We start from the raw sequence: 26,285 nt of genomic DNA on the forward strand, positions 1-26,285 counted from the left end.
GCGCCCGCTCGGATGTGGCGAATCGATTCGCCTATCGGCGGCGTCAACACCGCGTGAAATAAGCAGGGTTGAGGTGACCTTCGGATGCAAGCCCCGGGGGCGCGCGGGTCACGAAACTTGCGCCTGCGACACCGCGCGCCGGGGAAGCGGATGTTGCATGCCGTAGCTGAAGCGCTACATAATGTGATCGCCTCTTCAGCCTTTTCGTGCCGGGAGCGCTCTCTCATCCGTCCCACTCACCACCTCGAAGAGGAGTGCCATGCCCCGGTTGACGGCGCGAGACGTACTCGCTGTCGCCGCCCAGCCCGTCCTGTTGCTCGCCGCCGTCGCCGTCTTCGCTCTCACCGAGTGGCGCGGGTGGGACCTGGGGATGGCCACCTTCCTCTTCCAGTTCGCGGTACTCGGCCTTCTCCTGGTGCTGGAGTTCCTGATCCCGTACGACCCGTCATGGCGGCCGGACCGGCGGGAGTGGGGGTACTACGCGGTGTACTACGTCCTCACCGCCATCGGGGGCACGCTCGGCCAGCTTCTGGTGCTCCTGGCCGTCGGCGCGGTCGCGGCTCAGCATCCGGTGCTTCCGCTGTGGGCCGAGTTGCCGCTGGCACTCCTGCTCGGCTCGCTCGCGAGCTACGCGGTGCACCGGGCCGGGCACACCTACGCGTGGCTGTGGCGGCTGCACGGTGTGCACCATGTTCCGGCCAAGGTCAACGTCGCCAACAACGGCGTCAACCACGTGGCCGACGTGGTCATCTCGCAGGGGTTCGTCCAACTGGCGCTCGCCCTGGTGGGTTTCTCCGAGCGCGCGGTCTTCGGGGTGGGGCTCTTCGTCGTGGCACAGGGGTACTTCGTGCACGCCAACATCCGTGTGCGGCTCGGGCCCTTCAACCATGTCCTGGCCGGCCCCGAGCAGCACCGGCTGCACCACAGCACCGATCTGTCCGAGGCCGGTCACTACGGCTCGGACCTGTCCGTGTGGGACAAGCTCTTCGGCACCTTCACCTGGCATCCCGGCCGTGAGCCGGCGGCGGTCGGACTGTCCGATCCCCGCTCCTTCCCGGCCACCGGTCGCATTCTCACCACGCTCGTCCACCCCTGGCGCCGCTCCGCCGGGTGACGGGTCTCCGCTCCCCGCACCGTCTCACCGCTCCCCCGCTTCTCACCGCTCGCTCGGTTTCCCCTGCCTGCTCACGTTCGTACGGCGCGCGCCGCTCCCCTCGTGTGCGCCCGTTTCGCGATTCAAGGAACGCTCATGCCTGCATCAGCACGCACGTCCCCGCCTGCCTCTCCCTCAACGCCCCCCGAGAAGATCGCCGTCATCGGCATCGGCTGCCGCTTCCCGGGCGGTGCGAACGACCACCGGTCCTTCTGGCGCAATCTGGTCGAGGGGAAGGACTGCATCACGCCGACGCCGGCCGACCGGTACGACGTGGCGGGCCTGGGCAGCAGGGACAAGGCGAAGCCGGGCCGGCTCGTGGGCGGACGCGGCGGCTACATCGACGGGTTCGACGAGTTCGACCCGGCGTTCTTCGGCATCAGCCCCCGCGAGGCGCACGCCATGGACCCGCAGCAGCGCAAGCTCCTTGAGGTCACCTGGGAGGCGCTGGAGGACGGCGGGCAGAAGCCGGGCGAGCTGGCCGGGCGGGACGTGGGCGTGTTCGTCGGGGCGTTCACCCTGGACTACAAGATCCTTCAGTTCTCCGATCTCCGGTTCGACACCATCGAAGCCCACACGGCGACCGGAACGATGATGACGATGGTCTCGAACCGTCTCTCGCACTGCTTCGACTTCCGGGGACCGAGCCTCTCCATCGACTCCGCCTGCAGTTCCTCCCTCGTCGCCGTGCACCTCGCCTGCGACAGCCTGCGGCGCGGCGAGAGTTCGCTGGCCCTGGCCGGCGGCACGCTGCTGCACCTGACGCCGCAGTACACCATCGCCGAGACCAAGGGCGGCTTCCTCTCACCCGATGGCCGCTCCCGGACCTTCGACGCCGGAGCCAACGGCTACGTCCGGGCCGAGGGCGTGGGGATCGTCGTCCTCAAGCTCCTCGCGGACGCGGTACGCGACGGCGACCCGATCCACGCCGTGATCACGGAGACCGGCGTCAACCAGGACGGACGCACCAACGGCATCACCGTCCCCAGCGCGGACGCCCAGGCCACGCTCATCAAGCAGGTCTGCGCCCGGGCCGGGATCACCCCGGGCAGCCTCCAGTACGTGGAGGCCCACGGCACCTCCACACCGGTGGGCGACCCGATCGAGGCGAACGCGCTGGCGAGCGCCCTCGCCGTCGGCCGTGAGCCGGGCGCCGCGTGCTACATCGGTTCCGTCAAGACGAACATCGGGCACACCGAGTCCGCCGCCGGGATCGCCGGTCTCATCAAGACCGCGCTCAGCCTCGAACACCGGCTGATCCCCCCGCACATCAATCTGGAAGACGTCAATTCCGCGATCGACCTGGAAGCCGCGCCCTACGAGATCCCGGACCGGGTCACCCCCTGGCCCGCTCACGAGGGCCCGGCTCGCGCGGGCGTCAACGCCTTCGGTTTCGGCGGCACCAACGCACACGTACTGCTCGAAGAGGCTCCCGCGCCCGCAGCCGAGGGCGCCCCGGCGCCCGTCCCCGAGCAGCGTTGCGCCGCCGACGGACTCCCGTTCGGCGTGCTGCCGCTCAGTGCCCACGACGCCTCCGTACTGCCGGGGCTGGCCGAGGCCGTCCGAGCGGAACTGGCGGTGCAGGACGCGCACTCCGCCACCGCCACCGCCTCCACTCCCGCTTCCCTCACGGACCTCGCCCACTCCCTCGCCCGCCGCAGACAGCACCACGACGCCCGGCTGTCCGTGGTGTACGAGACGCGTCACGATCTGGACGAGTCGCTGGCCGCGTACGTCCGGGGCGAGGCGCACCCCCGCGTCCTGCTCGGCAGCCGCGGTGAGAGCCAACAGACCGCGCCCGCTTGGGTGTTCACCGGCATGGGACCCCAGTGGTGGGCCATGGGCCGCGAGCTGTTCGAGACCTCGCTCACCTACCGGGAGGCCGTCGAGGCCGTCGACCGGGAGATCGTCGCACAGGCCGGCTGGTCACTGACCGCCGAACTGAACGCCGACGAGGACGTGTCCCGGATGGCGCAGACCTGGCTCGCCCAGCCCGCCAACTTCGCCGTCCAGGTCGGCCTCGCCGCCCTCTGGCACGCCCACGGGGTCCATCCCTCGGCGGTCGTCGGCCACAGCACGGGCGAGATCGCCGCCTTCTACGAGGCCGGGGTCTACACCCTGCCGGACGCCGTACGGATCGTCCTGCACCGCAGCCGCCTGCAGCACCGGCTCGCGGGCACCGGCACCATGCTGGCCGTCGGCCTGCCCGAGGAGGAGGCGGCACGGCGCGCGGCGCCCTTCGGGGACCGTCTGTCCGTCGCCGCCGTGAACAGCCCCGGGGCCCTGACCCTGGCCGGGGACCGGGCGGCGCTCACCGAGTACGCCGAAGGGCTCCATGCCGACGGTGTGTTCGCCAAGTTCCTGGACGTACAAGTCCCCTACCACAGCGCAGCGATGGAGGAGATCAGGACCGAGCTGCTGTCGGAGCTCGACGGGATCGAACCGCGCCCCTCCCGGCTGCCGCTCTACCTCACCGGCCGGGAGGGACGCGCCGAAGGGCCCGAACTCGACGCGGGTTACTGGTGGGACAACGTCCGTGACACCGTCCGGTTCCGTGCCGCCGTCGACGCCCTGCGCGACGACGGGCACCGCACCTTCCTGGAGATCGGCCCCCACCCGGTGCTCGGACACTCCGTCAAGGAGTGCTTCGCGGCCCGCGAGGGCGAGCCCACGGCCGGGACCACGTCCACGGCTACGACCACGGTCACGGCCGGGGCCGGGGCCGGCAGCTCGCACCGGACCGTGACCGTCCTGCCGTCGATCCGCCGCGCCGAGGGCGAGGCCCTGCGCTTCACCACCTCCCTGGCCGCGCTGTACGCCCTCGGCTGCGCCGTCGACTGGGAAGCGCTGCACCCGCGCGGACGGCGGGTGCCGCTGCCCCGCTATCCGTGGAAGCGGGACCGGTACTGGACCGAACCCGCGCCCGTGGCGCAGGTCAGGCTGGGCCAGGTCGACCATCCGCTGCTCGGCCGGCGCCTCGCCACCGCCGAGTCCGCCTGGGAGGTGGCTCTCGACGTGGAGACCGCGCCCTACCTCGCCGATCACCGGATCCAGGGGCGGACGTTGTTCCCGGCGGCCGGATACGTCGAGATGGCGTACCAGGCGTTCCGGGTCCTGACCGGCGGCACGGACACCGAGCTGGGGGACATCGAACTGCGCAAGGCCCTCTTCCTGCCCGACGACGCCCCCCGCGCCGTCCAGTTGTCGCTCTCGGCGCAGACCTCCGTCTTCACCGTGGCGACCGGTGGCGACACCCCCGCCGTACACGCCTGTGGTGTGGTGCGCGGCGGAATCCCGGCCGCCCGTACCGCCCGGCTGGACGGGGAGACGATCCGGGCACGGGCGGACCGGCGCCTCGACTCCACCGCCTGCTACGACACGCTGAGCGCCCTCGGGTACGAATACGGTCCCGCGTTCCGGGGCATCGCGGAGGTGTGGCGGACCCAGGGCGAGGCGCTGGCCCTGATCCGGCCGCCCGCGTGCGTCGGCGGCGCTGCCGGTCACCATGTGCACCCGGTTCTGCTCGACGCCTGTTTCCAGTCCCTCCTGGTGGCGGGACTCCCGCCGTCGGACGCGGCTCCCGGGAGCGGGATCCTCCTGCCGCTGAGCATCGGCGCCGTGCGTACGGCCCCGGTCGGCGACCGCCCGCTGTGGGCGCACGCCACCGTCACACGGCGGGCGGAGGGCGAACTCGTCGGTGACATCGCCCTCTACACCGAGGACGGCGAGCCGCTCGGCCATGTCCGCGGCTTCCGCGCCGCCGACGTGGAACAGGCGTCGGCCACGGTGGGCGTTCCCACCATCGACGGATGGCTCGCCGAACTCACCTGGACGGACGCGCCGCTGGAAGGCGGAGGCCAGGACGCGGACTCCGACGCGGACGCGGACACCGGTCCGTCCGCCGCCCCGGGCCCTGGCTCGCCGGCCCGCGGCACCTGGCTGCTGTTCGCGGACGGACCCGGCGGAGTGGCGGACCGCCTCGCCGCACTCGCGGTCACGGGCGGTGCGCACTGCCACCTCGTACGGCCCGGTGACAGCTATGCCTTCGACCCGGACGGCAGGGACACCCGGGTGGTCCCCGGCAGCGAGGACGACCTCCGCCGCCTGCTCGTCGACCTCGCCGCCGACGGCCCGGCCCCCGACACCGTCGTCCACCTGTGGAACCTGGATCTGCCCGCACTGGAGGACACCGGGCGCGGACACCTCGACGCGCACAGCACGCTGGGCGCCTACTCCGTGGTCGCCCTGGCCCAGGCCCTCCAGGACGGCCCCGGGCAGTCGGCCGCGCCGTCCGCCCTGCACCTGGTCACCCGGGGGGCCCAGGCGGCCGTCCCCGGAGACCCGGTCGAGCCCCTCGGCGCTCCCGTCTGGGGCATCGGCCGCGTACTGCGCCACCAGGAACTCACCGCGCACCGCGGGAAACTGATCGACCTGCCACCCCTGCCCGCGGGGGCGCCGGGCGGCAGCGGCCCGCGGCCCGCGCGGGACGCGGAGCGTGCGGGAGCCGACGCCGAGGCGCTGCTCCGCGAGATCCTCGCCCCGGCCGCCCCGGACCGGCCGCAGGACGAAGTCGCCCTGCGCCACGGGCGCCGCCTCGTCAGCGGCCTCACCCGCCCCGAGGGCCTCACCCGCCCGTTCCCGCCCCGGCTGCGCCCGGACGGCGCGTATCTCGTCACCGGTGCGTTCGGCGCGCTGGGCAGGCTGCTGTGCCGCTACCTCGTCCACCGGGGCGCCCGGCACCTGATCCTCGTCGGCCGCACCGAACTCCCCGACCGCGCCACCTGGCGAGCCCTCGGCCCGGACTGCCCGGCGAGCTCCGCCGTCCGCTTCGTCAAGGAACTGGAGGCCCTCGGCGCGCACGCCGAGCAGGCCGCCCTCGACATCTCCGACGAGCAGGCCCTGACACGGTGGCTGGCCGACTACCGCGACCGGGACGCTCCCGCGGTGCGGGGCGTCTTCCACCTCGCGGGGCACGTACGCGACACACCGGTCCGGGCCATGGACCGCGCCGCCTTCGGCTCCGTCTTCGACCCGAAGGCCGCGGGGGCCTGGCTCCTGCACCACCATCTGCGCGACGAGCCGCTCGACCACTTCGTCCTCTTCGCCTCCGTCGCGTCCCTGCTCACCACAGCCGGTCAGTCGAACTACGCCGCGGGGAACGCCTTCCTCGACGCCCTGGCCCACCACCGCAGGTCACGTGGGATGCCCGCGCTCAGCCTGGACTGGGGGCCCTGGGCGACCGGCATGATCGAGGAACTCAACCTGGTGGAGCACTACCGCACCGTCCGGGGCATGAGTTCGCTCTCCCCGTCCGCGGGCATGGCCGTCCTGGAGCGGGTACTCGGCCAGGACCGCGCCCAGCTCCTGATCGCCACAGTCGTCGACTGGAAGACCTTCCTCGCCTGGTACCCCTCGCCGCCCCCACTGGTCAGGGAACTCGCCGCCGAGGCCGCGAAGGCCGCGGCCCGGGGAGGGTCGGCCACGGGCAGCGCCGCGCCGGACGAGCAGGGCGGCTACCTGGACCGGTTCCGTACGGCCGCCGGCGAGGAGGAGCGCGCCCGGCTCGTCGCGGACCGCTTCCTCGGCTGCGCGTCGGCCGTGCTGCGGATGAACAGCGACCAACTCGACCTGGACACGGGCCTCGGCGCGCACGGCATCGACTCGCTCCTCGCCATGGAACTGCGGGCCAGGATCCAGGCGGAGACCGGAGTCGCGCTGCCGGTCGTGGCGCTGCTCAGCGGGGCCCCGCTGCACGAACTGACCGCTCAACTGCACGAGGCCACCAAGGAGCTCGCCGCGAGGGCGCCGGGCCCGGACGCCCCGGCGGTGGCGGAGGTCCACGAGGACCCGTCCCGCCACCCCCTGACCCAGAACCAGAAGGCCCTGTGGTTCCTCAAGCAGCTGCATCCGGACGGCTTCGCGTACAACATCGGCGGAGCCGTCGAGGTCCGCACCGAGATCGACCCCGGCCTGATGACCGCCGCCGTCCGTGTTCTGGTGGCGCGGCACCCGTTGCTGCGGGCGAATTTCGTCATGGAGGACGGCCGGCCTCTCCAGACCGTCTCGGACGCCGTCGAGCCGGACATGGAGGTCTTCGACGTCGAGGGCATGGAGTGGGAGGAGGTCCGCGAGCTGATCGTGGAGGAGTACCGCAGGCCGTACGACCTCGCGCGTGACCGGCTGATGCGTTTCCGGCTGTTCCGGCGCGGTCCGGACCGCTGGGTGCTGATGAAGGCGGTCCACCACATCGTCTCCGACGCGATCTCCACCTTCACCTTCATCGAGGAACTGCTCGCCCTCTACGAAGGCATGCGCGCGGGCCGCGCGGCCGAGCTGCCGCCGGTCAGGGGCCGGTACGTCGACTTCCTCAACCGGCAGAACCGGTTCCTGGCGTCCCCCGAGGCCGGCCGCATGCTGGATTACTGGCGCGGCGCGCTCCCCGCCGAGGTTCCGCCGCTGAGCCTGCACACCGACGCACCACGGCCCCCCGTGCAGACCCACAACGGGGCCTCCGAGTTCTTCGTGCTCGACGACGAACTCAGCGCCCGGGTCCACACCCTGGCCCGCCGGCACGACGTGACCGTCTTCATGGTGCTGCTGTGCGCGTACTACCTGCTGCTGCACCGCCACTCCGGACAGGACGACGTCGTCGTCGGCAGCCCGGTGACCGGACGCACCGACGAGGACCTGTCGTCCGTGTACGGCTACTTCGTCAACCCCCTGCCGCTGTACGCGAACCTGGCCGGTGACCCGACCGTCGCCGACCTGCTCGCCCAGGTCCGCAGCACGGTGCTCGGGGGAATCGACCACCAGGAGTACCCCTTCGTCCTGCTGGTCGAGAAGCTGGGCCTCCAGCACGACCCCAGCCGCTCGGCGGTCTTCCAGGCGATGTTCATCCTGCTCGCCCACAAGGTGTCCTCACGGCAGTACGGCTACCACCTCGACTACATCGAACTCCCCGAGGAAGAAGGGCAGTTCGACCTGACGCTGTCGGCGTACGAGGACGAGGCCGAGCGCCGCTTCCACTGCGTCCTGAAGTACAACACCGACCTCTTCCGGCCCGAGACCGCCCGCCGGCTGGCCGGGCACTACCGCACCCTCCTCGACGCACTGACCCGCGCTCCGGGCGAGCGCCCGGTGTCGGGGCTCGACATGCTCGGTGAGCGCGAACGCCACGAGATCCTGCACGGCCCGTCCGCCCGGGGCCCCGTGCTGCCCCAGGAGGTGCCCGTGCACCGGCAGTTCGCACAGGCCGCGGCCCGGGCCCCGCAGGCCGTCGCCCTCACGGTGCCCGCCGGCGCGGCGGGGGCGGCCCGCCACATGACCTACGCGGAGCTGGAGCGAGCCTCCGCCGTCCTGGCCGCACGGCTGCGGGACCGGGGCGCGGGCGGCGGCGTGGTGGCGGTGTGCCTGCCGAAGTCTCCCGAACTGCTCGTCGCGCTGCTCGCCGTACTGCGCGCGGGGGCCGCCTACCTGCCGCTCGATCCCGGCCACCCGACGGAACGCCTGGCCGCCATGGCGGGCAACGCCGCCGCGCGCCTGGTCCTCACCGACCCGGCGGGCGCCGAACGGCTGCACGTACCGGGTGCGGAGTTCCTCACCGACATGATGGCGGAGGACGCCGAAGCCGCGGCCGGCACCACCGCCCCGGCCGCAGACGACGCGTCCGTCGGCCCGGACACACCCGCGTACGTCATCCACACCTCCGGATCGACGGGCCGGCCCAAGGCCGTACAGGTGTCCCACGGCGCTCTCGCGGCCCTCAGCGCCGCCTGGCGCGAGGAGTACGGACTGGGGACCGCGCCCGGCGTCCATCTCCAGATGGCCGGGGTGTCCTTCGACGTGTTCACCGGCGACCTGGTCCGTGCCCTGTGCTCGGGGGGCCGGCTCGTCCTCGCCGACCGCGAGCTGCTGCTCAACACGGCCCGGCTGCACGAGGTGATGACCGCCGAGGGGGTCGACTGCGCCGAATTCGTCCCGGCTGTGGCCCGCGCCCTGATGACGCACTGCGAGGAGGGCGGTCACCGGCTGGACTTCATGCGGCTGATGATCGTCGGTTCCGACACCTGGAAGGTCGCGGAGTACGAGCGCCTGCGCGGGCTCTGCGGCCCGGACACCCGGGTGGTCAACTCGTACGGCCTGACCGAGGCCACCGTCGACAGCGCCTGCTTCGACGGCCCCACCGACGGCCTGGACCCGAACAGCACGGTCCCCATCGGCGCTCCGCTGCCGAACTGCGTGCTGCACGTCCTCGACGCCCACCGGCAGCCCGTACCGGCCGGCGTCACCGGCGAACTGTGGGCCGGCGGGGCCGGCCTGGCCCTGGGCTACGCCGGCGATCCGGAGCAGACCGAGGGCCGTTTCGTCACCCTCACCCTGGACCGCGGACCCGGCGCCGCCCCCGAGCGGCTGTACCGCACCGGGGACCTGGCACGCAGGGACGCCCGGGGCCGCATCCACCTGCTCGGCCGGGCCGACGCCCAGATCAAGCTGCGTGGCCACCGCATCGAACCCGGCGAGATCGAGTCGCTGCTGACGGCGTTCCCCGGCGTCGCCGACGCCTGTGTCATGGTCCGGACCGATGTCGGCGGCGAGCCCGCACTGTGCTCCTACGTGGTCCACACCGCCGACGCCGTGCCGGACGCCCGCGCCCTGCGCCGCCACCTCGCCGCCCACCTGCCCACGTACCTCATCCCGGCCCACCTGGAGGTGCTCGGCGCTCTCCCCCTGACCCCGAACGGAAAGGTCGACCCGGACGCACTGCCCGCTCCCCGGGCCGCGGCGGCGCAGGAGGACCACGAACCGCCCGTCACGTTCTACGAGGAACGCATGGCGGCCCACTGGAAGGCGGTGATCGGCCTCGAACAGGTCGGTCTGCGCAGCGACTTCTTCGATTCCGGCGGCAGCTCCATCACCCTCATCGAGCTGATCCACCGCCTCCAGAAGGAGTTCGGCATCGCGATCGCGGTCGGCCTGCTCTTCAAGGTGACCACCCTGCACGGCATGTCCCGTACGGTCGAGGACATCGTCACCGGCCGGGTCTCCGGAAACCTCTCCCACCTGGCCTTCAACACGGGCAGGGGACCGGTCGTCTTCTGCTTCCCGCCGGCCGGCGGTCACGGCCTCGTCTACCGCCACTTCGCCACACACCTCCCGTCGAACGAGCTGATCGCCTTCAACCACGTCGACGGCGACAAGACCGTGCGCTACGCCGACCTCGTGGAGTCACTGCTCCCCGAGGGGCCCTGCTTCCTCCTCGGCTACTCCCTGGGCGGCAACCTCGCCTTCGAGGTCGCCAAGGAGCTCGAACGGCGGGGGCGCGAGGTGCCCCATGTCGTGATCATGGACTCGTACCGCATCGCGGAGGAGTACGGCATCTCCGCCGAGCACACCGAGGCGTTCGAGCACGAACTGCGGGACCACCTGCGCCGCCACACCCGCTCCGAGACCGTCACCGCGCAGACCCTCGAACAGGCCAGGGACTACCTGGAGTACTGCGGGCGCACCCCGAACCACGGGACGGTCGCCGCCACGGTCACCGTGATCTCCGACGAGGCGAAGGCGTCGTTGTACGCGGCCGGGCAGCGCGGCAGCTGGCACACCGCGTCCACCACCGTCAGCCGGCTGGTGAGCGGCGCGGGCCTGCACGCGGAGATGCTCGACGAGAAGCCCGCGAAGCGGAACGCGGCCCTGGTGCTCTCCGCGCTCGGCGACGACATCGCGACCGCCTCCCGGCAGCGTCCCGCTTCCCCGGCGGACACCGAAGCGGAGGGGGAGACCGATGGCGCGTGACGGCAGGCCCGTATGGGAGGCCCGGGAGCCACGGGCCGCAGGAGGCGGCCGGAGCCCGGGCGAGGCGCCCCGGGTGATCATCATCGGCGCGGGCATCGGCGGCCTCTCCACCGGCTGCTACGCGCAGATGAGCGGCGCCGAGACCCGGATCTTCGAGCGCCACGTCCTGCCCGGCGGCTGCTGCACGGCGTGGTCGCGCCAGGACTACGTCTTCGACTACTGCATCGAGTGGCTCACCGGCACGGGACACAACAACGACGCCAGCCGGGTCTGGCGGGAGCTCGGTGCGCTCGACGGCAAGACCATCGCGAACTTCGAGATGTTCAACACCGTCACCGACGAGACCGGCCGGTCGGTCACCTTCTACAACGACCCCGACCGCCTCGAAGCGCACCTCCTGGAGATCTCGCCCGCAGACGCCCGCCCGATCCGCGCGTTCTGCCGCGACCTGCGGCGCTTCACCCGCATCAACCTCTACCCCTTCCTGACCCCGCCGCCGCTCCAGTCCGCAAGCGAGAAGCTGGCCACCCTGCGCGCCGTCCTGCCCTCCTTCGCACTGCTCTGGCGCACCGCGGTGACCCGTATGGAGACCTTCTGCGACCGGTTCGAGGACCCGCTGCTGCGCCGGGCCTTCCCGTTCATCTTCTTCCAGGACCACGAGGTCTTCCCGCTGCTGCCCTACCTGTTCAACATGGCCAGCGCCTTCCACCTCAACGCGGGCTTTCCGCAGGGCGGTTCCCTGGGGCTGGCCCGCTCGGTGGAGGAGCGCTACACGACGCTCGGCGGGCGGGTCGACTACCGGGCCAGGGTGGAACGCGTCCTGGTGGAGAACGACCGCGCGATCGGCGTGGAACTGCGGGGCGGGGAGCGGCACTTCGCCGACCACGTCGTCTCGGCCTGTGACGGCGCCACCACCATCGAGGGGCTGCTCGGCGGCCGCTATTCGAGCCCGAAGACCGACAAGCTCTTCAGCGAGATGCTGAGCCGCCCGGACATGCTCTACCCGGGTGTGGTCTCGGCCTTCGTCGGACTCGACGGTGAACTGGACCCGGACGCCCGGCACAGCACCACCTATCTGCTCTCCGACGAGGACTGCGCCGCGCTGCCCGGCGTCCTCCAGAAGAGCCTCGTCGTGCAGATGCGCTCGCGCTACTCCGACGGTTTCGCCCCGCCCGGCAAGTCCGTCGTCCACTGCACCTACTTCAGCGACTACGACTCCTGGAAGCAGCTCCGGCGTACGGACCGCAAGGCGTACTGGGCCCGCAAGCAGGAGGTGGCCGACTTCGTCCGGGGCTTCCTGGAACGGCACCACCCGGGCATCGGCCGCGCCATCGAGGTCGTGGACGTCGCGTCCCCGGCGACCACCGAGCGGTACACCGGTGTACGGGGCGGCAGCATCCTCGGCTGGAAGTCCTTCACGCCGGCCGATGACGTGATCACGGGTCTGATCAACAAGGACCGGATGCGACTGCCCGGCCTGGACGGCTTCTCCGTGGCGGGTCAGTGGTTCGGCGGCGGCAGCCTGATCCGCGCCGCCGCCAGCGGCCGGTTCGTCACCCAGTACCTGTGCAAGGAACTCGGTCTGGAATTCCGTGCCTGGGAGAGCGGCGGCACCGTCCCCTGGCATCCGGGAAAACTCGGACGGCTGCCCCAGCTCGAAACCCGCAGGGTGAGGTGACGGTGAAATGACCACGACGACACGCAGAAACAGCATGATCATCATCGGCGGGGGGCTCGGCGGTCTCTCCACCGGTGCCTACGGACAGATGAACGGCTACCGCACCCGGGTCTTCGAGATGCACGAGATCCCGGGAGGCTGCTGCACCGGATGGGGCCGCGGCGAGTTCACCTTCGACGCCTGCATCAGCTGGCTGCTCGGCAACGGCCCCGGCAACGAGATGCACCAGATCTGGCTCGAACTCGGGGCGCTCCAGGGCAAGGAGATGCGCCACTTCGACGTCTTCAACACCGTGCGGGGCACGGACGGCCGCACCGTCTACTTCTACTGCGACCCCGACCGGCTGGAAAGCCACCTGCTGTCCCTGTCCCCCGCCGACGCCCGCGCCATCCGCTCCTTCTGCGCGGGTCTGCGCAAGTTCATCGCCTGCCTGCCGTCGTACCCCTTCCTCAAACCGGTGGCGCTGATGAGCCGCATGGAGCGCTGGCGGATGCTGGCCGGGTTCCTGCCGTACTTCAACCTCTTCCGCATCTCGATGTCGGTCCTGATGACCGAGTACTCCACCCGCTTCAAGGACCCGCTCCTGAGGGATGCCTTCAACTACATCCTCTACGAGAAGCACCCCGGATTCCCCGTCCTGCCCTTCTACTTCCAGATGGCCGCGCAGGCCCACCGGTCGGCAGGAGTGCCCGAGGGGGGCTCCCTGGGACTGGCACGCTCCATCGAGCAGCGCTACCTGGGCCTCGGCGGGGAGATCACCTACAACGCCATGGTCGAGGAGATCCTGGTCAAGAACGACCGGGCCGTCGGTGTACGCCTGTCCGACGGCCAGGAGCACTACGCCGACATCGTCGTCTCGGCCTGTGACGGCCCCAGGACGCTCCTGGAACTCCTCGACGGCCGCTACCTCGACGACGGGTACGCCACCCTCTACCGGGAGACCCTGCACCAGCCCGGCATGGTCTTCCCCGGCTACGCGAGCGTCTTCCTCGGCCTGCGCCGCCCCTTCCCGGACGCCGACCCCACCACCACCCACCTGCTGGACGAGGCGACGGCCGCCCGGCTGACCGGTATCCGGCACCCCAGCCTCAACGTGCAGTTCCGCAGCCGCTTCTACCCCGAACTCTCGCCCCGCGACACCACCGTCATCTATGCCACCTACTTCTCCGACACGGACCCCTGGCGGGAGCTCGCCGAAGGCCCCGAAAGGCTCAGCCGCGCCCGCAGGGGGTCGGAGCTCCACACCCTCCCGGTGCGGCGCGGCAAGGCGTACGCCCTCGCGAAGCGGCGCACCAGGGATGCCGTCGTCGACTTCCTCGACGGCCTCTATCCGGGACTGAAGGACTCCGTCGCGGTGCGCGACACCTGCACCCCCCTCACCCAGATCCGCTACACCAACAGCTTCGAGGGCACCTTCCTCGGCTGGCAGCCCTTCATGGAGAGCGGCGAGGCGATGGAGGAGCTCGTCAAGAAGAACGGACCCGGCCTGCCCGGCCTGGAGAACTTCTACCTCTCCGGGGTGTGGGCCACCACCGGCGGCCTGATCCGCGCGGCCGCCGCCGGGCGCCAGGTCATGCAGTTCATCTGCCGGGACGACGGCATCGGCTTCACCGCCTCCGTCGACACCAGCGCTCCCCCACCGACCCACGTCGACATCCCCGTCGGCCCGCACCGCTGAGAAAGGCACCTCCGTGACCGCGCACCCTGAAGTCAGCCCCGGCCCGGACACCTCCCCCGAGCCCCTCGCGTACCCGTTCTGGACCAGCGGGGGGCTCGGACTGCCCGACGGCTACCGGCGGCTGCGCGAGCAGCCCCCCGCCCGTGTCCGGCTGCCGTACGGAGACGACGCCTGGCTCGCCACCAGCTACGAGGACGTGCGTGCCGTCCTGTCGGACCCGCGCTTCAGCCTCGCGGAGGCGGTCCGCCGCGACCAGCCCCGTATCGGCCCCATGTCCCGGGCCGGCGGAGGTCTCATCGCCCTCGACGCCCCTCGCCACACGCAGCTGCGCGCGCTGCTGGCCAAGGAGTTCACCGCCCGCCGTATCGAACGGCTCCGCGGCCATGTCCGTGAGGTCACCGACGGGCTGCTCGACCGGATGGCGGCGGCCGGACCGCCCGCCGATCTCGTGGAGGATTTCGCCTTCCCCCTCCCCATGACCCTCATCTGCGAACTCACCGGGGTACCCGACGCCGACCAGCCGGCCGTACGCGCGTGGGCGGACACCGTCTGTTCCGGCAGCGTGACGCCCGAGACCGTGCAGCAGCACGCCAAGGACTTCTTCACCCGCATGTGCGGCTGGATCGAGGCCCGTCGCCGCGCCCCCGCGGACGACCTGATCAGCATCCTGGTCCGGGCCTGCGGGGAAGGCCTCCTGACGGAGGAGGAGTTGACGGGGCTGCTCAACGAGATCCTCATCGGCGGCTTCGTCACCACGACCAACCAGATCGCCAACTTCTTCGCGGTCCTGCTGCTCCCCCGGGAGGCGGGCGGCGGCGGCGCGGACGTACTGGCCACCGTCCGGTCCCGCCCCGACCTGATCCCCCGTGCCGTCGAGGAACTCCTGCGCCTCGTCCCCCTGCTCAACGGCCTCACCCTGCCCCGCTACGCCACCGAGGACGTGGAGCTGGGCGGCGTCCTGGTCAGGGCCGGTGAGCCGGTGGTGGTCTCGCAGGCGGCCGCCAACCACGACCCCGGTGTCTTCCCGTCCCCCGACCGCATCGTGCTCGACCGCCCGGGCGCCCCGCACATCAGCTTCGGCCACGGCATCCACTACTGCCTCGGTGCCCACCTGGCCCGCCTCGAACTCCAGACGGCGCTGGAGCGGGTGACGGCGCGCCTGCCGGGTCTGCGGCTGGCCGTACCGGAGGAGGAACTGCACTGGCGGTCCAAGGAGTTCTTCAGCGGTCTCCGGTCATTGCCCGTCACCTGGTGAGGATGAGGCGACTCATTCGACCTCACCAGCAAGTAAGGGCTGCCTATTGCCCAGTTCATCTATAATGATCCGCAGGAAGAGTGTTCTCTATACACTGACGGCGTTGCCAAGGCAATGATTCCCAGACAGGACGATCTTGTCGATGACAAGCGACTGGAAGAGTGACGCTGCACCTGCTGGACGGGGGAGCCGGCGACTCGCCGAGACCGTGGCGGAGCTGATCGAGAAGGACATCGTCAAGGAGGGCTGGCGCACCGGAACGGTCCTCGGATCCGAGCGGGACCTGATCGAACGCTACGGCGTGAGCCGCGCCGTGTTCCGCGAAGCCGTGCGGCTCATCGAGCATCACCAGATGGCACGCATGCGGCGTGGTCCGGGCGGTGGCCTCGTCGTCACCGAACCGGACCCCGGCATCGTCCGCGATGCCGCGCGGGTCTATCTCCGGCACGCGGCCGTCAGCCGGCGTCAGCTGTTCGAGGCGAGGATGGCCCTCGAACTCGCAGGTGTCACCACCGCGATCGAGAAGCTGACCGAGCCGGGAATCGCCCGCCTGACGGACGCGCTCGACACCGAGCAGGAGCTCATCGATCAGGGTGTGACGCTCGGGCACGCACGGAATCTCCACCGCGTGATCGCGGAACTGGCCGGGAATCCGGCCATCACCCTCTTCGTCGAGGTGCTGGCCCAGCTCGACCAGGACATGGTGCAGCACGAATGGGAGTCCGGCGACCAACCGGACGAGGAGAACCACGATGCCGCGGCCCAGTCCCACCAGGCACACCGGGCGATGGTCGAGGCGATCGTGGCCGGCGACGCCCCACTCGCGCAGCACCGGATGCGGCGGCACTTGCAGGCCGTGGCCGAGCTCCTGAACAACGAGTCGTAGGCACAGGCCCCCTGGTATTGAGGCGGAGTACACAAAAAGTGCACTCTTTGACGGGGACAGAGGCGCGCTTGATCACGAGCAAGGGCCCCGTAAGGCGAGTTCCGTCTGATCCATCAACGGGCTAGACCTTGCGATCAAGCAATGAGTACACTGAACTAATGCTGAGCAGCATGGGCTTCATGGAGCGCACTCCGCGTTCGGCCGCACCTTGGCGTGGAGCTCGCCGCCGCCCGCGGCAATCACCGGACCGGTACTGACAGCCGGCGCCGGCATGTCTGTCACGACCTGATCAACAGCAGCGTTCGGACCACCTCTCCAGCGCCTCGCGAAAGGGACGTCCCCATGAACTCCCAGACCCAGCCGCACCACGGCGCGGACGGCCTTCTCCGTCATCTCGGCATCCCTGCCAGAGGCGCGGTGTACGACCTGTCCTCGGGTTGGTGGCGGCACATGCCGACCTTTGACGGCTATCCGAGTTTCGAGGTCCTCACCTACAGCTCACCGCAGGGCCAGCGAGCGGCTCGGCGATTCCCGTTCGACGACCCCGATGCCAACCAGGTCCAGTTCGGCTATGTGTCCGAGCTCATGTCGGGAAGCCTGCACACCGGGACCCATATCGACGCCCTCTGCCATGTGACGTGCGGGGCGAACGACGAATGGCACGGCGGTGTGTCGGCGAACGAGGCACTGGGCAATTACGGTGCCGAACGCGAGGACGCGTCGGAGTTGGCTCCCATCATAGGAAGAGGCGTTCTGCTGGACGTCCCCGGAGCGCTCGGACTCGATGTCCTGCCGCCCCACTTCGCCATCGGTGAGCGGCATCTGCGGGAGGCGGCGGATGCCGCCCAGGTGACGGTCCAGGACGGGGACATCGTGCTGGTGCGGACGGGGCAGATGAAGTTCTGGCCCGACACCGACCTGATCCGCGAGCACAGCGGCGGAAGTGGCGTGGCACTGGACGGAGCACAGTGGCTCGTGTCGCAGGGCGCTCGCTACGTGGGCGCGGACACCATGTCCTTCGAGGTGAGGCCGTCGACAGTGCCCGGGAACCAGCTCCCGGTGCACCTGTACCTGCTCCAGGAGCAGGGCATCCACATCATGGAGTGGGTCAACTGCGAGGGCCTGGCGGCCGAGGCGGTCTCCAGCTTCCTCTTCGTGGGCCTGCCGCTGACCATTCGCGGCGGCACCGGGTCGCCGCTCCGGCCGATCGCCGTGGCGTAACCGGCCGGGGAGGCGCGTCACGATGCACGGAATGGTCTTCTCCGAACTGACTCCGGTGGCGTTCGCCGCGCGCGCCGCCAAGGTGTTCGCCGACCGCCTCGCGGTCGTCGACGGCGACCTGCGGTACTCCTATGCCGAACTCTGGGAACGGGCGCAGGCGTTGGCCGGCGTGCTGGCCGGGCACGGAGTGCGGCCGGGGGACCGGGTCGCGGTGCTGGCCCCCAACACCCATGTACTGCTGGAGGCGCACTACGGAGTTCCGCTGGCCGGGGCGGTGCTCGTGGCACTCAACACCAGGCTGGCGCCGGCCGAGATCGCCTACATCCTGGACCACAGCGCTGCTGATGTGGTGATCGTGGACGCCACCTGCCGCGAGGTGCTGACCGAGGCACTGAAGCACAGCGGGGTCCGGCCGACAGTGATCGACTCGGGGCGGCCGCAGGACGCGTACGAGTCCCTGCTGGCAGGCGCCACCCCGCGGGCGGTGGCGGTCACCGATGAGAGATCCCTGCTCTCGATCAACTACACGAGCGGTACGACCGGACGGCCGAAGGGAGTGATGTACCACCACCGTGGTGCCTATCTCCAGGCGCTGGCGATGGCCTACCACGCCAAGCTGGACACGTCGTCACGATATCTGTGGACGCTGCCGATGTTCCACACGAACGGCTGGTGCTTCCCGTGGGCGGTGACCGCGGCCGGGGCGGTGCACCACTGTCTGCGCAAGGTGAACCCGCCGGACATCTGGCGGGCCATCCGCGAGAGCGGTGTCACCCACTTCTGTGCCGCACCCACCGTGCTGGCCATGCTGGCCGATGACCCCGCTGCGGCAGCAGAGGTCTCCCACCCGGTGCAGGTGTTCGTCGGGGGCGCGCCGCCCTGGCCGGCCCTGCTCGCCAGGATGAGCGCGCTCGGCATCGGGGTCCGTCATCTCTACGGACTCACCGAGACGTTCGGCCCAGCGGTCGTGTGTGACTGGCAGCCCGAGTGGCAGGACCTGCCGGCCGGACAGCGCGCACCGCTGATGGCGCGACAGGGCATCGCGAACATCATCGCCGAACCGCTGCGGGTGGTCGATTCCCGGGGCGCCGACGTGCCGGCCGACGGCAGCACGCTCGGCGAGATCCTGCTGCGCGGCAACGACGTGATGCTCGGCTACTACCGCGACGAGGAAGCGACCGGGGCCGCGGTGACCACCGACGGCTGGTTCCGCTCGGGCGACCTGGGCGTCATGCACCCGGACGGCTATGTCGAGCTGCGCGACAGAGCCAAGGACGTCATCATCTCCGGCGGGGAGAACATCGCCTCCGTCGAGGTGGAGAGCGCGCTCACCGAACACCCGGCGGTGCTGGAGGCCGCTGTCGTCGGCGCACCGCACCCGAAGTGGGGTGAGGTTCCGATCGCGTACGTCACGGTCCGGGCCGGCGCATCGGTCACCGAAGCAGAACTGGTCACCTTCGTGCGGGACAGGATCGCGGGGTTCAAGGCACCACGCCAGGTGGTCTTCTGCGAGCTGCCCAGGACGTCGACCGGAAAGATCCGGAAGAACCTGTTGCGGCAGCGGTCCTCTCGCTCCGCGATCGCACAGCCCCCCGACCAGTGACGTGAATGCCGCACGGGGCGAGCTTCGCCGGTCTCCTGCCGCCCGAGATCTCGGAGCAGGGTCCGCCGATCAGAAGGAACCCACGTTCAAGAGCAGCGGACCGGGAGAGAACATGACCAAGACCAGGAGATCGCTCGCGCTCACGGCCGCCTTCGTGGTGGCCCTGGCCGTCGGCGGTCCAGCCGCCGCGACCGCTGCGAGGACGGCCGGAGGCGAGGGGCCCGCCGCGGCCTCCGGCAGAGGGCGGGAAACGACGCAGCCGCGCGTCGTCCGGGCGACTCCGGTCGCCCAAGTTGCGCCTCTGGACCCGCCGTCGGAGTTCGGACACGCGACCGTACTGGAGGGCCCCGCCTTCGGACCCGACGGCCGTCTGTACTTCGTCGACTTCACCGCTCCTGCGGGACAGCCCAAGATCCTCCGGTACGACCTGCGGACGAAGACCGTCACGCCCGTCCACACCGACGCCACGAGCCGCTTCTCGTCCCTGCAGTTCAGCCCCGCCGACGGGAAGATCTACGTCACCGACTTCGACAACGGGAAGATCGACCGGCTCAACCCCGACGGCACCGGCTTCACGACCGCCTTCTCGAAGCCGGTGGACGGCCGGGCCATGGTGCCCGACGACATCGCCTTCGACAAGGCGGGCGACATGTACATCACCGACTACCAGGGCTCACTGGAGAACCCGGTCGGCCGCGTGGTACGTCTCGACGCCGGCGGCGCCCACCCGATCGTCCTGCAGAACGGCCTGTCCGGTCCCAACGGGATCTCGTTCACCCCGGACTTCTCCGGCTTGTGGGTGAGCGAGTACAACCTCGGCCGTGAGGACTATTTCACGCTGGCGCCCGACGGCAAGAGCTTCACCGGAGGCGGCGTGGGGATGTCCGCCAACGTCGGCCGCGGCGGCTTCGACTCCAACTCCGTCGACTCCGCCGGCAACGTGTACCAAGTGGTGATGGGCACCGGGAAAATCCTCGTGTGGAACCCGGCAGGGGACCTGGTCGCCACGATCCTCATACCGCAGCAGCCCAAGCCGGAACCCCTCGTCAGCAACCTGGTGATCGAGCCGGGCACGTCCCACGGGTACATCACCGTCGGCGGTGACAACGGCGGCCACCTCTACCGATTCCGTACCCTCGCGCCGGGGCCCTCGCAGTCCACCTCGCAGTCCAAGGGCGGAGGCGCCTGAGCGGCCACCGCACCACGCCCGCGCGGCCGGTGACGGTGAACCGTTGCCGGCCGCCGTGGAGGGGACGGGTCCCCCACCGCTCCCCCGCGGCCACGCCCCGGGACGGACCGGGAGCGACGCGTTACGCCTCGGCGCCGGTGTCCGCGGTCTCGGCCAGGGCTTCCGCGCGGACCCGTCGGCGGTCGGGCTTGCTGTTCGCGGTGAGCGGGATCGCGTCGAGCAGGCGCAGGTTCTTGGGGATCTTGTAGCCCGCCAAGTCCGCCCGGCAGAAGCCGCGCAGCTCCTCCAGGTCGACCGTCTCGTCCTGGACGGCCACGATGCCGGCTTCGACGCGCTCTCCCCAGTGCCCGTCGGGCAGGCCGTACACCACGGCGTCGGCGACGTGCGGGTGGCGGAGGATCACTTCCTCCACCTCCCGCGGGTAGACGTTCTCACCACCGCTGATGATCACCTCTTTCCTTCGGCCGGCGATGAAGACCCAACCGTCCTCCGTCCGTGAGGCGTGGTCACCGATGTGCACGCCGTCGGCCCGGAACGTCTCCTCGGTCTCCTCCGGCAATCCGTAGTACCCGTGGGCCTGCCAGGGGCAGGCGACCACGAGGTCGCCGACGACACCTGCGGGGACCTCGCGGCCGTCCCCGTCGAGGATCCGGACGATCGCGCCGGGGAGCGGCCGGCCCACCCCGGTGAACCGCCCGGCCAGCAGGTCTTCGTGGTCGAATCCCATGACCGAGCCGAATTCGGTGGCCCCGAACCCGGCACGAATCCTGGCGTTGGGGAAGTCGCGCAGCAGGCCGCGCACGAAGCCGTCCGTGGACGGAGCGGACCCGAAGCGGATCGCCGTGACGTTCTCGCGGCGGGTCGTGGCGAAGGCGGGGTGGCCGCGAAGCGCGGTGAACATCGTCGGCGCACCCATCAGACGGCTGGCGCCGCGGTCGATCGCCGCGAGTGCGGAGCCCGCGTCGAACCGCCGCTGGATCCAGACTTCCCCGCCCGCGAGCAGAGGAGCCAACAGGTTCGTTCCCAGGGTGATGTGAAAGAACGGGGAGAAGAACAGCTCGATGTCGGCGGGCGTACGCGGATTCCCGTGTGCGCACGTGTTCAGCCAGAGCCACAGGCTGCGATGCGTGTGGAACGCGCCCTTCGGCGCTCCGGTCGTGCCGCCGGTGGCGAAGACGACGGCCGGGTCGTCCTCGGCCGGGGGCGTGAGGGACTCGCCGTGGCTGTACAGCGGGGCCGTCCGGTCCGCGATGGGCAAGCGGTCGGCGGCGGCCGGCAACTCGACGACCCGGCAGCCCGTCTCGTACGCGAGGGACGCGTGGGCGGGGTCAGCGATCACGACGCCCGGGCGGAGCGGGCCGAGGTAGGAGCGTGCTTCCGTCCCGGTCAGGCGGGCGTTGAGCGGTGCGGCCACCAGGCCGGCGGCCATGGCCCCGAGGATGACCACCGTGTGCGGTATCGACGGCTCCATGGCCGTCACGACCCGGTCTCCGGTGTGCAGGCCGGTGCGCCGCAGTCCGGCGGCGACGGCGTCCATCGCATGGACCAGCTCGGCGTACGTCAGCTCCCCGGAGTCGTCACGCAGCGCTCGTCGATGCGCCCCGTGCGGCCCGGATCCGATTGTCCGCAGCCAGTTCGGCAGTGTCAGTTCATCACCCACGAAGGTGCTCCCTTGGTCGTCAACCGGCGCAGTCAGTGCGAGGAGTTCCCTCGCAGGCTATCGGCTGGAACGAAAATTGAGTGCCATCTTCTTGCGTTTAATTGGTCGGTACACGCGGGAGGACGGGGCCCCAACCTCCCTCCCAGAGCACGAGACCTTGCCGTCGAACAAATAAAGGGTACTCTTTTTGGAGCGCCTCACTCCTCCGACGGGAGCGGCCGACGCAGCACCACTGGACGCGCCCGCTCCTTGAGCTGCAGCGCGGGAGGCACACGACCGCACCACGGGGAGGGACTGATGGAGTTCGCTTTGAGTGAGGCGGACACGGCGTTTCGGAGCGACCTCGTCGGCTTTCTGGACCGCGAACTGGCCGAGGGATGGAACCGCTCCGAGTGCGGTCTCGGCAGCGCGGTGTACACCGACTTCTCACGAGGGTTCGTGCGCACCCTGGCGGCCAAGGGGTGGCTCACCCCGCACTGGCCACCGGAGTACGGCGGTGGCGGCCAGGGGGCGTGGCAGCACTTCGTGCTCGGCGAGGAGATGTGGAAGCGGGGGGAACCCCGCGGTCCGCAGTACATGAACGTGAACTGGGTCGGTCCCGCCCTCATCAAGTACGGCACGGAAGAGCAGAGGAGGTCGCTCCTGCCGCCGATCGCCCGGGGCGATGTCTTCTGGTGCCAGGGCTTCTCCGAGCCGGAGGCCGGCACCGACCTCGCGGCCCTGAGGACGCGCGCGGCACGCGACGGTGAGGACTACATCCTCAACGGCCAGAAGATCTGGACGTCGTACGCCAACGAGGCCGACTACTGCTTCCTCCTCGCGCGCACCGGTTCCGTGGCGGACGGGCGGGACGGGATCTCCGTCTTCCTGCTGCCTCTGAACACGCCGGGCGTCGAGGTCCGGCGGATCGACGGGTTCGTCGGCGAGCACTCGTTCAACGAGCTGTTCCTCACCGACGTCAGGGTCCCCGGCACCTGTCTGCTCGGCGAGGAGAACAAGGGCTGGGACATCGTCCGGCGGACACTCGCCTACGAACGGGTCGGCGCCCCGCGTTATGCGCGTGCGGCCCTGGTGCTCGACGGACTCGCCGGCTGGTGCCGAGCGGCCGGCCTGCTCACGGATCCGGGCGTACAGGAGCAGTTCGGCGATGCGAGAGCACTCTGTGAGGCCGCTCGTGTCCTTGTCTACCGCGTCATCGACGAGCGGGCCAAGGCGAAGGAGCCCTCGCCCATGGCCTATCAGGCCCGCGCGGCGATGGTCCAGGCCGAACGTGCGGTCGGCGACCTCGCCCTCGATGTCATGGGAACCGAGGCCCTGGCCGAACAGTCGCGCGGCGACGCGCAGTTCCGCAACTCGCTCGGCGCCGGCATCGCCGCGGGGAGCTACGAGGTCCAGCTCAACCTGATCAGCCGCCTGATCCTGAAGCTGCCGAAGGGATAGACGTGGATTTCGAACGATCGGACACGCAACGCGCGCTCCTGGACGCACTGGGCACCTTGCTGAACCGGCACGCCGGCCCGCAGCGTTGCCGGGAGCTCGCCGCGCGCGGGGCATACGACCACGAGCTGGAGTCCGAGCTGCGCGCGGCCGGCTTCCTCGACGTGTTCGGCGAAGCCGACGCCGGGCCGCTGGAGGCCGTCCTGGCGGTCGAACAGATCAGTGCCCAGCTCGGCGCGATCACGCCGGTGCCGCATCTGCTCGTGCTGCCCGCGCTCGGGCTGCCGGTGCCCGAGGGGCCGGTCGTCCTGGCCGACCGCGACGCTCCGGGCCCCGTACGGTACGGCGGCGAGGCCAGACAGCTCCTCGTCGCCGGCGCCGACCGGTGCGCCACCGCGGAGCTGAGCCCGGACGACGCGGAGCCGGTTCCGTCGGCGTACGGCTATCCGCTGGCCCGGGTGGTCCCGCGCCTCGCCGAGAACCTCGCTCCCGGGACGTCACAGGCGATGATCAACTGGTGGCGGGTCGGGGTGTGCGCCGAAGCCCTCGGGATGATGCAGAGGGCCTTCGACCTCACCGTCGCGTACGCGAAGGACCGCACGGTGTTCGGGCGCGCCCTCGGTTCGTTCCAGGCGTTGCAGCATCGCCTGGCCGAGTCGAGCGTGCTCCTCGAAGGGTCGCGCTGGCTCACCTACGAGGCGGCGTTCCGGGGCGCCACCGCGGAGTCGTCGGCTGTCGCCGCCGCGTACACGATGGCCGCACTGCACCGGCTGACGCGGGAAACACATCAGATCACGGGTGCTGTCGGGCTGACCCGGGAACACGATCTTCACCTCTGGACGCTTCGCCTGCAGGCCGTCAGAGCCGAGCTCGGCGGCCTGCGCGCGCATCGGCGTGCCGTGGTGACATCGCGCTGGGGAGTCGCGGCGGCATGAGCGAACCCGTCACGTTCACCCCGGATCAGGAAGCGCTCGCCGGGTCCGTCCGGCGCTACTGCGCGGCCAGGTGCACCGAAGAAGTCCAGCGTGCGGGTTCAGGTGCGTTCCCCCGGCCCTTCTGGCGCGGGCTGGCCGAACTCGGTGTGCTGTCGTTGGCGGTGCCCGGCGAGGGGGGCGGCGCGGGCGAGATCTCCGCCGTCGCCATGGAGTTGGGGCGTGCCTTCGCCCCCGGTCCCCTGGCGGCGACCGTCTTCGCGGCACACACGCTGCCGTCCGCGCACACGCTCCCCGTCGTCTCCGGCGCGCGTCTGGTGTCGTGGGGGCACCCACCGCTGATGCCGTGGTCGCCCGTCGCCGACGTGTTCATCGAGACGGACGGCGAGCGGGCCTGGCTCGCCCGCCCGGCCGGTGAGGTGCACTCGCTGGAGACCCTGGGCAACGAGCCGTGGGGCCGTGTTCCGCTGGAGCGCGTTCTCCCGCTGGAGCGTGTCCTGGAGGGAACGGACCTCTCGAACATGGCACTTGCGGGGTACCTGTGGGGCGCGGGGAAGCGCGTACTGGACGCCGCGGTCGAGCACGCACGCACCCGAGTGCAGTTCGGCCGCGCCATCGGCACCTTCCAGGCCGTCGCACACCCCATCGCGGACGCCGGCCTCGGGCTGGAGGCCGCACAGAAACTGATCAAGGTCGCAGCGGCGGCGGTCGACCACCGTCACCACCAGGCGTCCGGCCTCGCTGCCGCCGCGCGGCTGTCCGCGTCGAGAGCCGCGATGGACGCTGCTTTCGTCTCCCATCAGACGCTCGGTGCCATGGGTTACTCCGTGGAAGGGCCGATCGGCCACATCGCGCAGCGCATCAGGCACCTGTCCCTGGTGCCGTCGCACGCTCACCAGACAGGCGAACAGGTACTGGCGATGTATTCGGAGAGTGGTCGGGAATGACATCGGAGAGTGGTCGGGAATGACACAGGACCAGCATCATCCGGCGGACGCCGAAGAGCCGGAGGTGCTCTTCGAGAAGCGTGAACACGTCGCGTACATCACGCTCAATCGACCGCACAAGGGAAATTCCCTGACCGGAGCGATGATGCCGCAGATGAAAGCCGTATGGAGCGAGGTCCGGGACGATCCGTGGATCCGCGCGGCCATCGTCACCGGCGCCGGCGACCGGCACCTGTGTACGGGCGCGGACGTGAACGCCGTGGCCGACCGGGGCGGCATGAGCACCGGCACCGGCCCCCTGACGGACGAGGTCTTCTGGTCGCCGCGGCAGAACCGGGTGTGGAAGCCGGTCATCTGCGCGGTCAACGGCCTGGCGGCCGGAGCCGGGCTGCACTTCGTGGTCGACGCCGACATCGTGGTCGCGTCGGAGCGGGCGAGTTTCATGGACACCCACGTCAATGTCGGCCTGGTGGGGGCGATGGAGAACATCGGTCTCGCCAAGCGCCTGCCGCTGGGCTCCGCCCTGCGGATGACGTTGATGGGCAAGAGCTACCGGATGCCCGCTGAGCGCGCGTACCAGCTGGGGCTGGTGGACGAACTGGTCGCACCCGGACAACTCATGGACACGGCGGAAGAGATGGCCCGGTGCATAGCCAAGAACTCACCGGCCGCGGTGTCGCTCTCGCAGCAGGCGATCTGGGGGTCTCTGGAGATGGGGTACTCCCAGGCGTGCGAGTACGGATGGTCCCTCCTGCGGATGCACTGGGCGCACCCCGACGCGAAGGAAGGGCCCCGGGCGTTCAGCGAGGGTCGCGAACCGAAGTGGACCACCGCGGCCGGCAAGGACGACTGAC

General features: G+C 70.6%; 14 protein-coding genes. 13 read left to right on the forward strand and 1 reads right to left on the reverse strand.

Annotated elements, in window-relative coordinates:
- Positions 1-259: 259 nt before the first annotated feature.
- The 9 genes from OG285_RS37805 (at position 260) to OG285_RS37845 (ending at position 20,455) form a co-directional block, all read left to right on the forward strand.
- Positions 260-1,114, forward strand: coding sequence for a sterol desaturase family protein (locus tag OG285_RS37805; protein WP_331760396.1), 855 nt, complete (start codon positions 260-262; stop codon positions 1,112-1,114).
- Positions 1,115-1,249: 135 nt separating this feature from the next.
- The gene (locus OG285_RS37810; RefSeq protein WP_331760397.1) at positions 1,250-10,945 is read left to right on the forward strand and encodes a non-ribosomal peptide synthetase/type I polyketide synthase; all 9,696 of its coding nucleotides are present in this window, start codon (positions 1,250-1,252) and stop codon (positions 10,943-10,945) included.
- A complete protein-coding gene (locus tag OG285_RS37815) occupies positions 10,935-12,623 on the forward strand; it encodes an NAD(P)/FAD-dependent oxidoreductase (RefSeq protein ID WP_331760399.1) in 1,689 nt (562 codons plus the stop codon). The genes OG285_RS37810 and OG285_RS37815 overlap by 11 nt, the downstream gene beginning before the upstream one ends.
- Positions 12,624-12,630: 7 nt before the next feature.
- Positions 12,631-14,301 carry an NAD(P)/FAD-dependent oxidoreductase gene (locus OG285_RS37820; protein WP_331760400.1) on the forward strand — a complete coding sequence of 557 codons (1,671 nt, stop codon included), beginning with the start codon at positions 12,631-12,633 and terminating at the stop codon, positions 14,299-14,301.
- 13 nt (positions 14,302-14,314) lie between these two features.
- Complete coding sequence (locus OG285_RS37825) at positions 14,315-15,556, forward strand: cytochrome P450 (RefSeq protein ID WP_331760401.1); 1,242 nt, start codon at positions 14,315-14,317, stop codon at positions 15,554-15,556.
- A 142-nt stretch (positions 15,557-15,698) separates the two neighbouring features.
- Positions 15,699-16,442 (forward strand): FCD domain-containing protein, encoded by a 744-nt coding sequence (locus OG285_RS37830; protein ID WP_331760402.1) that lies wholly within the window; start codon positions 15,699-15,701, stop codon positions 16,440-16,442.
- A 342-nt stretch (positions 16,443-16,784) separates the two neighbouring features.
- Complete coding sequence (locus tag OG285_RS37835; RefSeq protein WP_331760403.1) at positions 16,785-17,663, forward strand: cyclase family protein; 879 nt, start codon at positions 16,785-16,787, stop codon at positions 17,661-17,663.
- Between the two features lie 22 nt (positions 17,664-17,685).
- Positions 17,686-19,266 carry an acyl--CoA ligase family protein gene (locus OG285_RS37840; RefSeq protein ID WP_331760404.1) on the forward strand — a complete coding sequence of 527 codons (1,581 nt, stop codon included), beginning with the start codon at positions 17,686-17,688 and terminating at the stop codon, positions 19,264-19,266.
- Between the two features lie 112 nt (positions 19,267-19,378).
- Positions 19,379-20,455 (forward strand): SMP-30/gluconolactonase/LRE family protein, encoded by a 1,077-nt coding sequence (locus OG285_RS37845; RefSeq protein ID WP_331760405.1) that lies wholly within the window; start codon positions 19,379-19,381, stop codon positions 20,453-20,455.
- Positions 20,456-20,576: 121 nt separating this feature from the next.
- Here OG285_RS37845 and OG285_RS37850 read toward each other — a convergent pair whose 3' ends face one another.
- Positions 20,577-22,115 carry a class I adenylate-forming enzyme family protein gene (locus tag OG285_RS37850; RefSeq protein WP_331760406.1) on the reverse strand — a complete coding sequence of 513 codons (1,539 nt, stop codon included), beginning with the start codon at positions 22,113-22,115 and terminating at the stop codon, positions 20,577-20,579.
- A gap of 297 nt (positions 22,116-22,412) precedes the next feature.
- Here OG285_RS37850 and OG285_RS37855 point away from each other — a divergent pair, with 297 nt between their 5' ends.
- From OG285_RS37855 to OG285_RS37870, 4 genes are read left to right on the forward strand one after another with little or no spacing between them, the layout of a single operon-like run.
- A complete protein-coding gene (locus OG285_RS37855; protein WP_331760407.1) occupies positions 22,413-23,555 on the forward strand; it encodes an acyl-CoA dehydrogenase family protein in 1,143 nt (380 codons plus the stop codon).
- A 2-nt stretch (positions 23,556-23,557) separates the two neighbouring features.
- Positions 23,558-24,487, forward strand: a complete 930-nt coding sequence (locus OG285_RS37860; protein WP_331760408.1) for an acyl-CoA dehydrogenase family protein — start codon at positions 23,558-23,560, stop codon at positions 24,485-24,487.
- On the forward strand, positions 24,484-25,431 hold the full coding sequence (locus tag OG285_RS37865) for an acyl-CoA dehydrogenase family protein (protein ID WP_331760409.1): 948 nt from the start codon (positions 24,484-24,486) through the stop codon (positions 25,429-25,431). Before OG285_RS37860 ends, OG285_RS37865 begins: the two co-directional genes overlap by 4 nt.
- 19 nt (positions 25,432-25,450) lie before the next feature.
- Positions 25,451-26,284 (forward strand): enoyl-CoA hydratase-related protein, encoded by an 834-nt coding sequence (locus OG285_RS37870; RefSeq protein WP_331760411.1) that lies wholly within the window; start codon positions 25,451-25,453, stop codon positions 26,282-26,284.
- Position 26,285 lies beyond the last annotated feature (1 nt).

Origin of the sequence: Streptomyces sp. NBC_01471, from assembly GCF_041438865.1 — a bacterium.
In the GTDB taxonomy this organism is placed as follows: Bacteria; Actinomycetota; Actinomycetes; order Streptomycetales; family Streptomycetaceae; genus Streptomyces.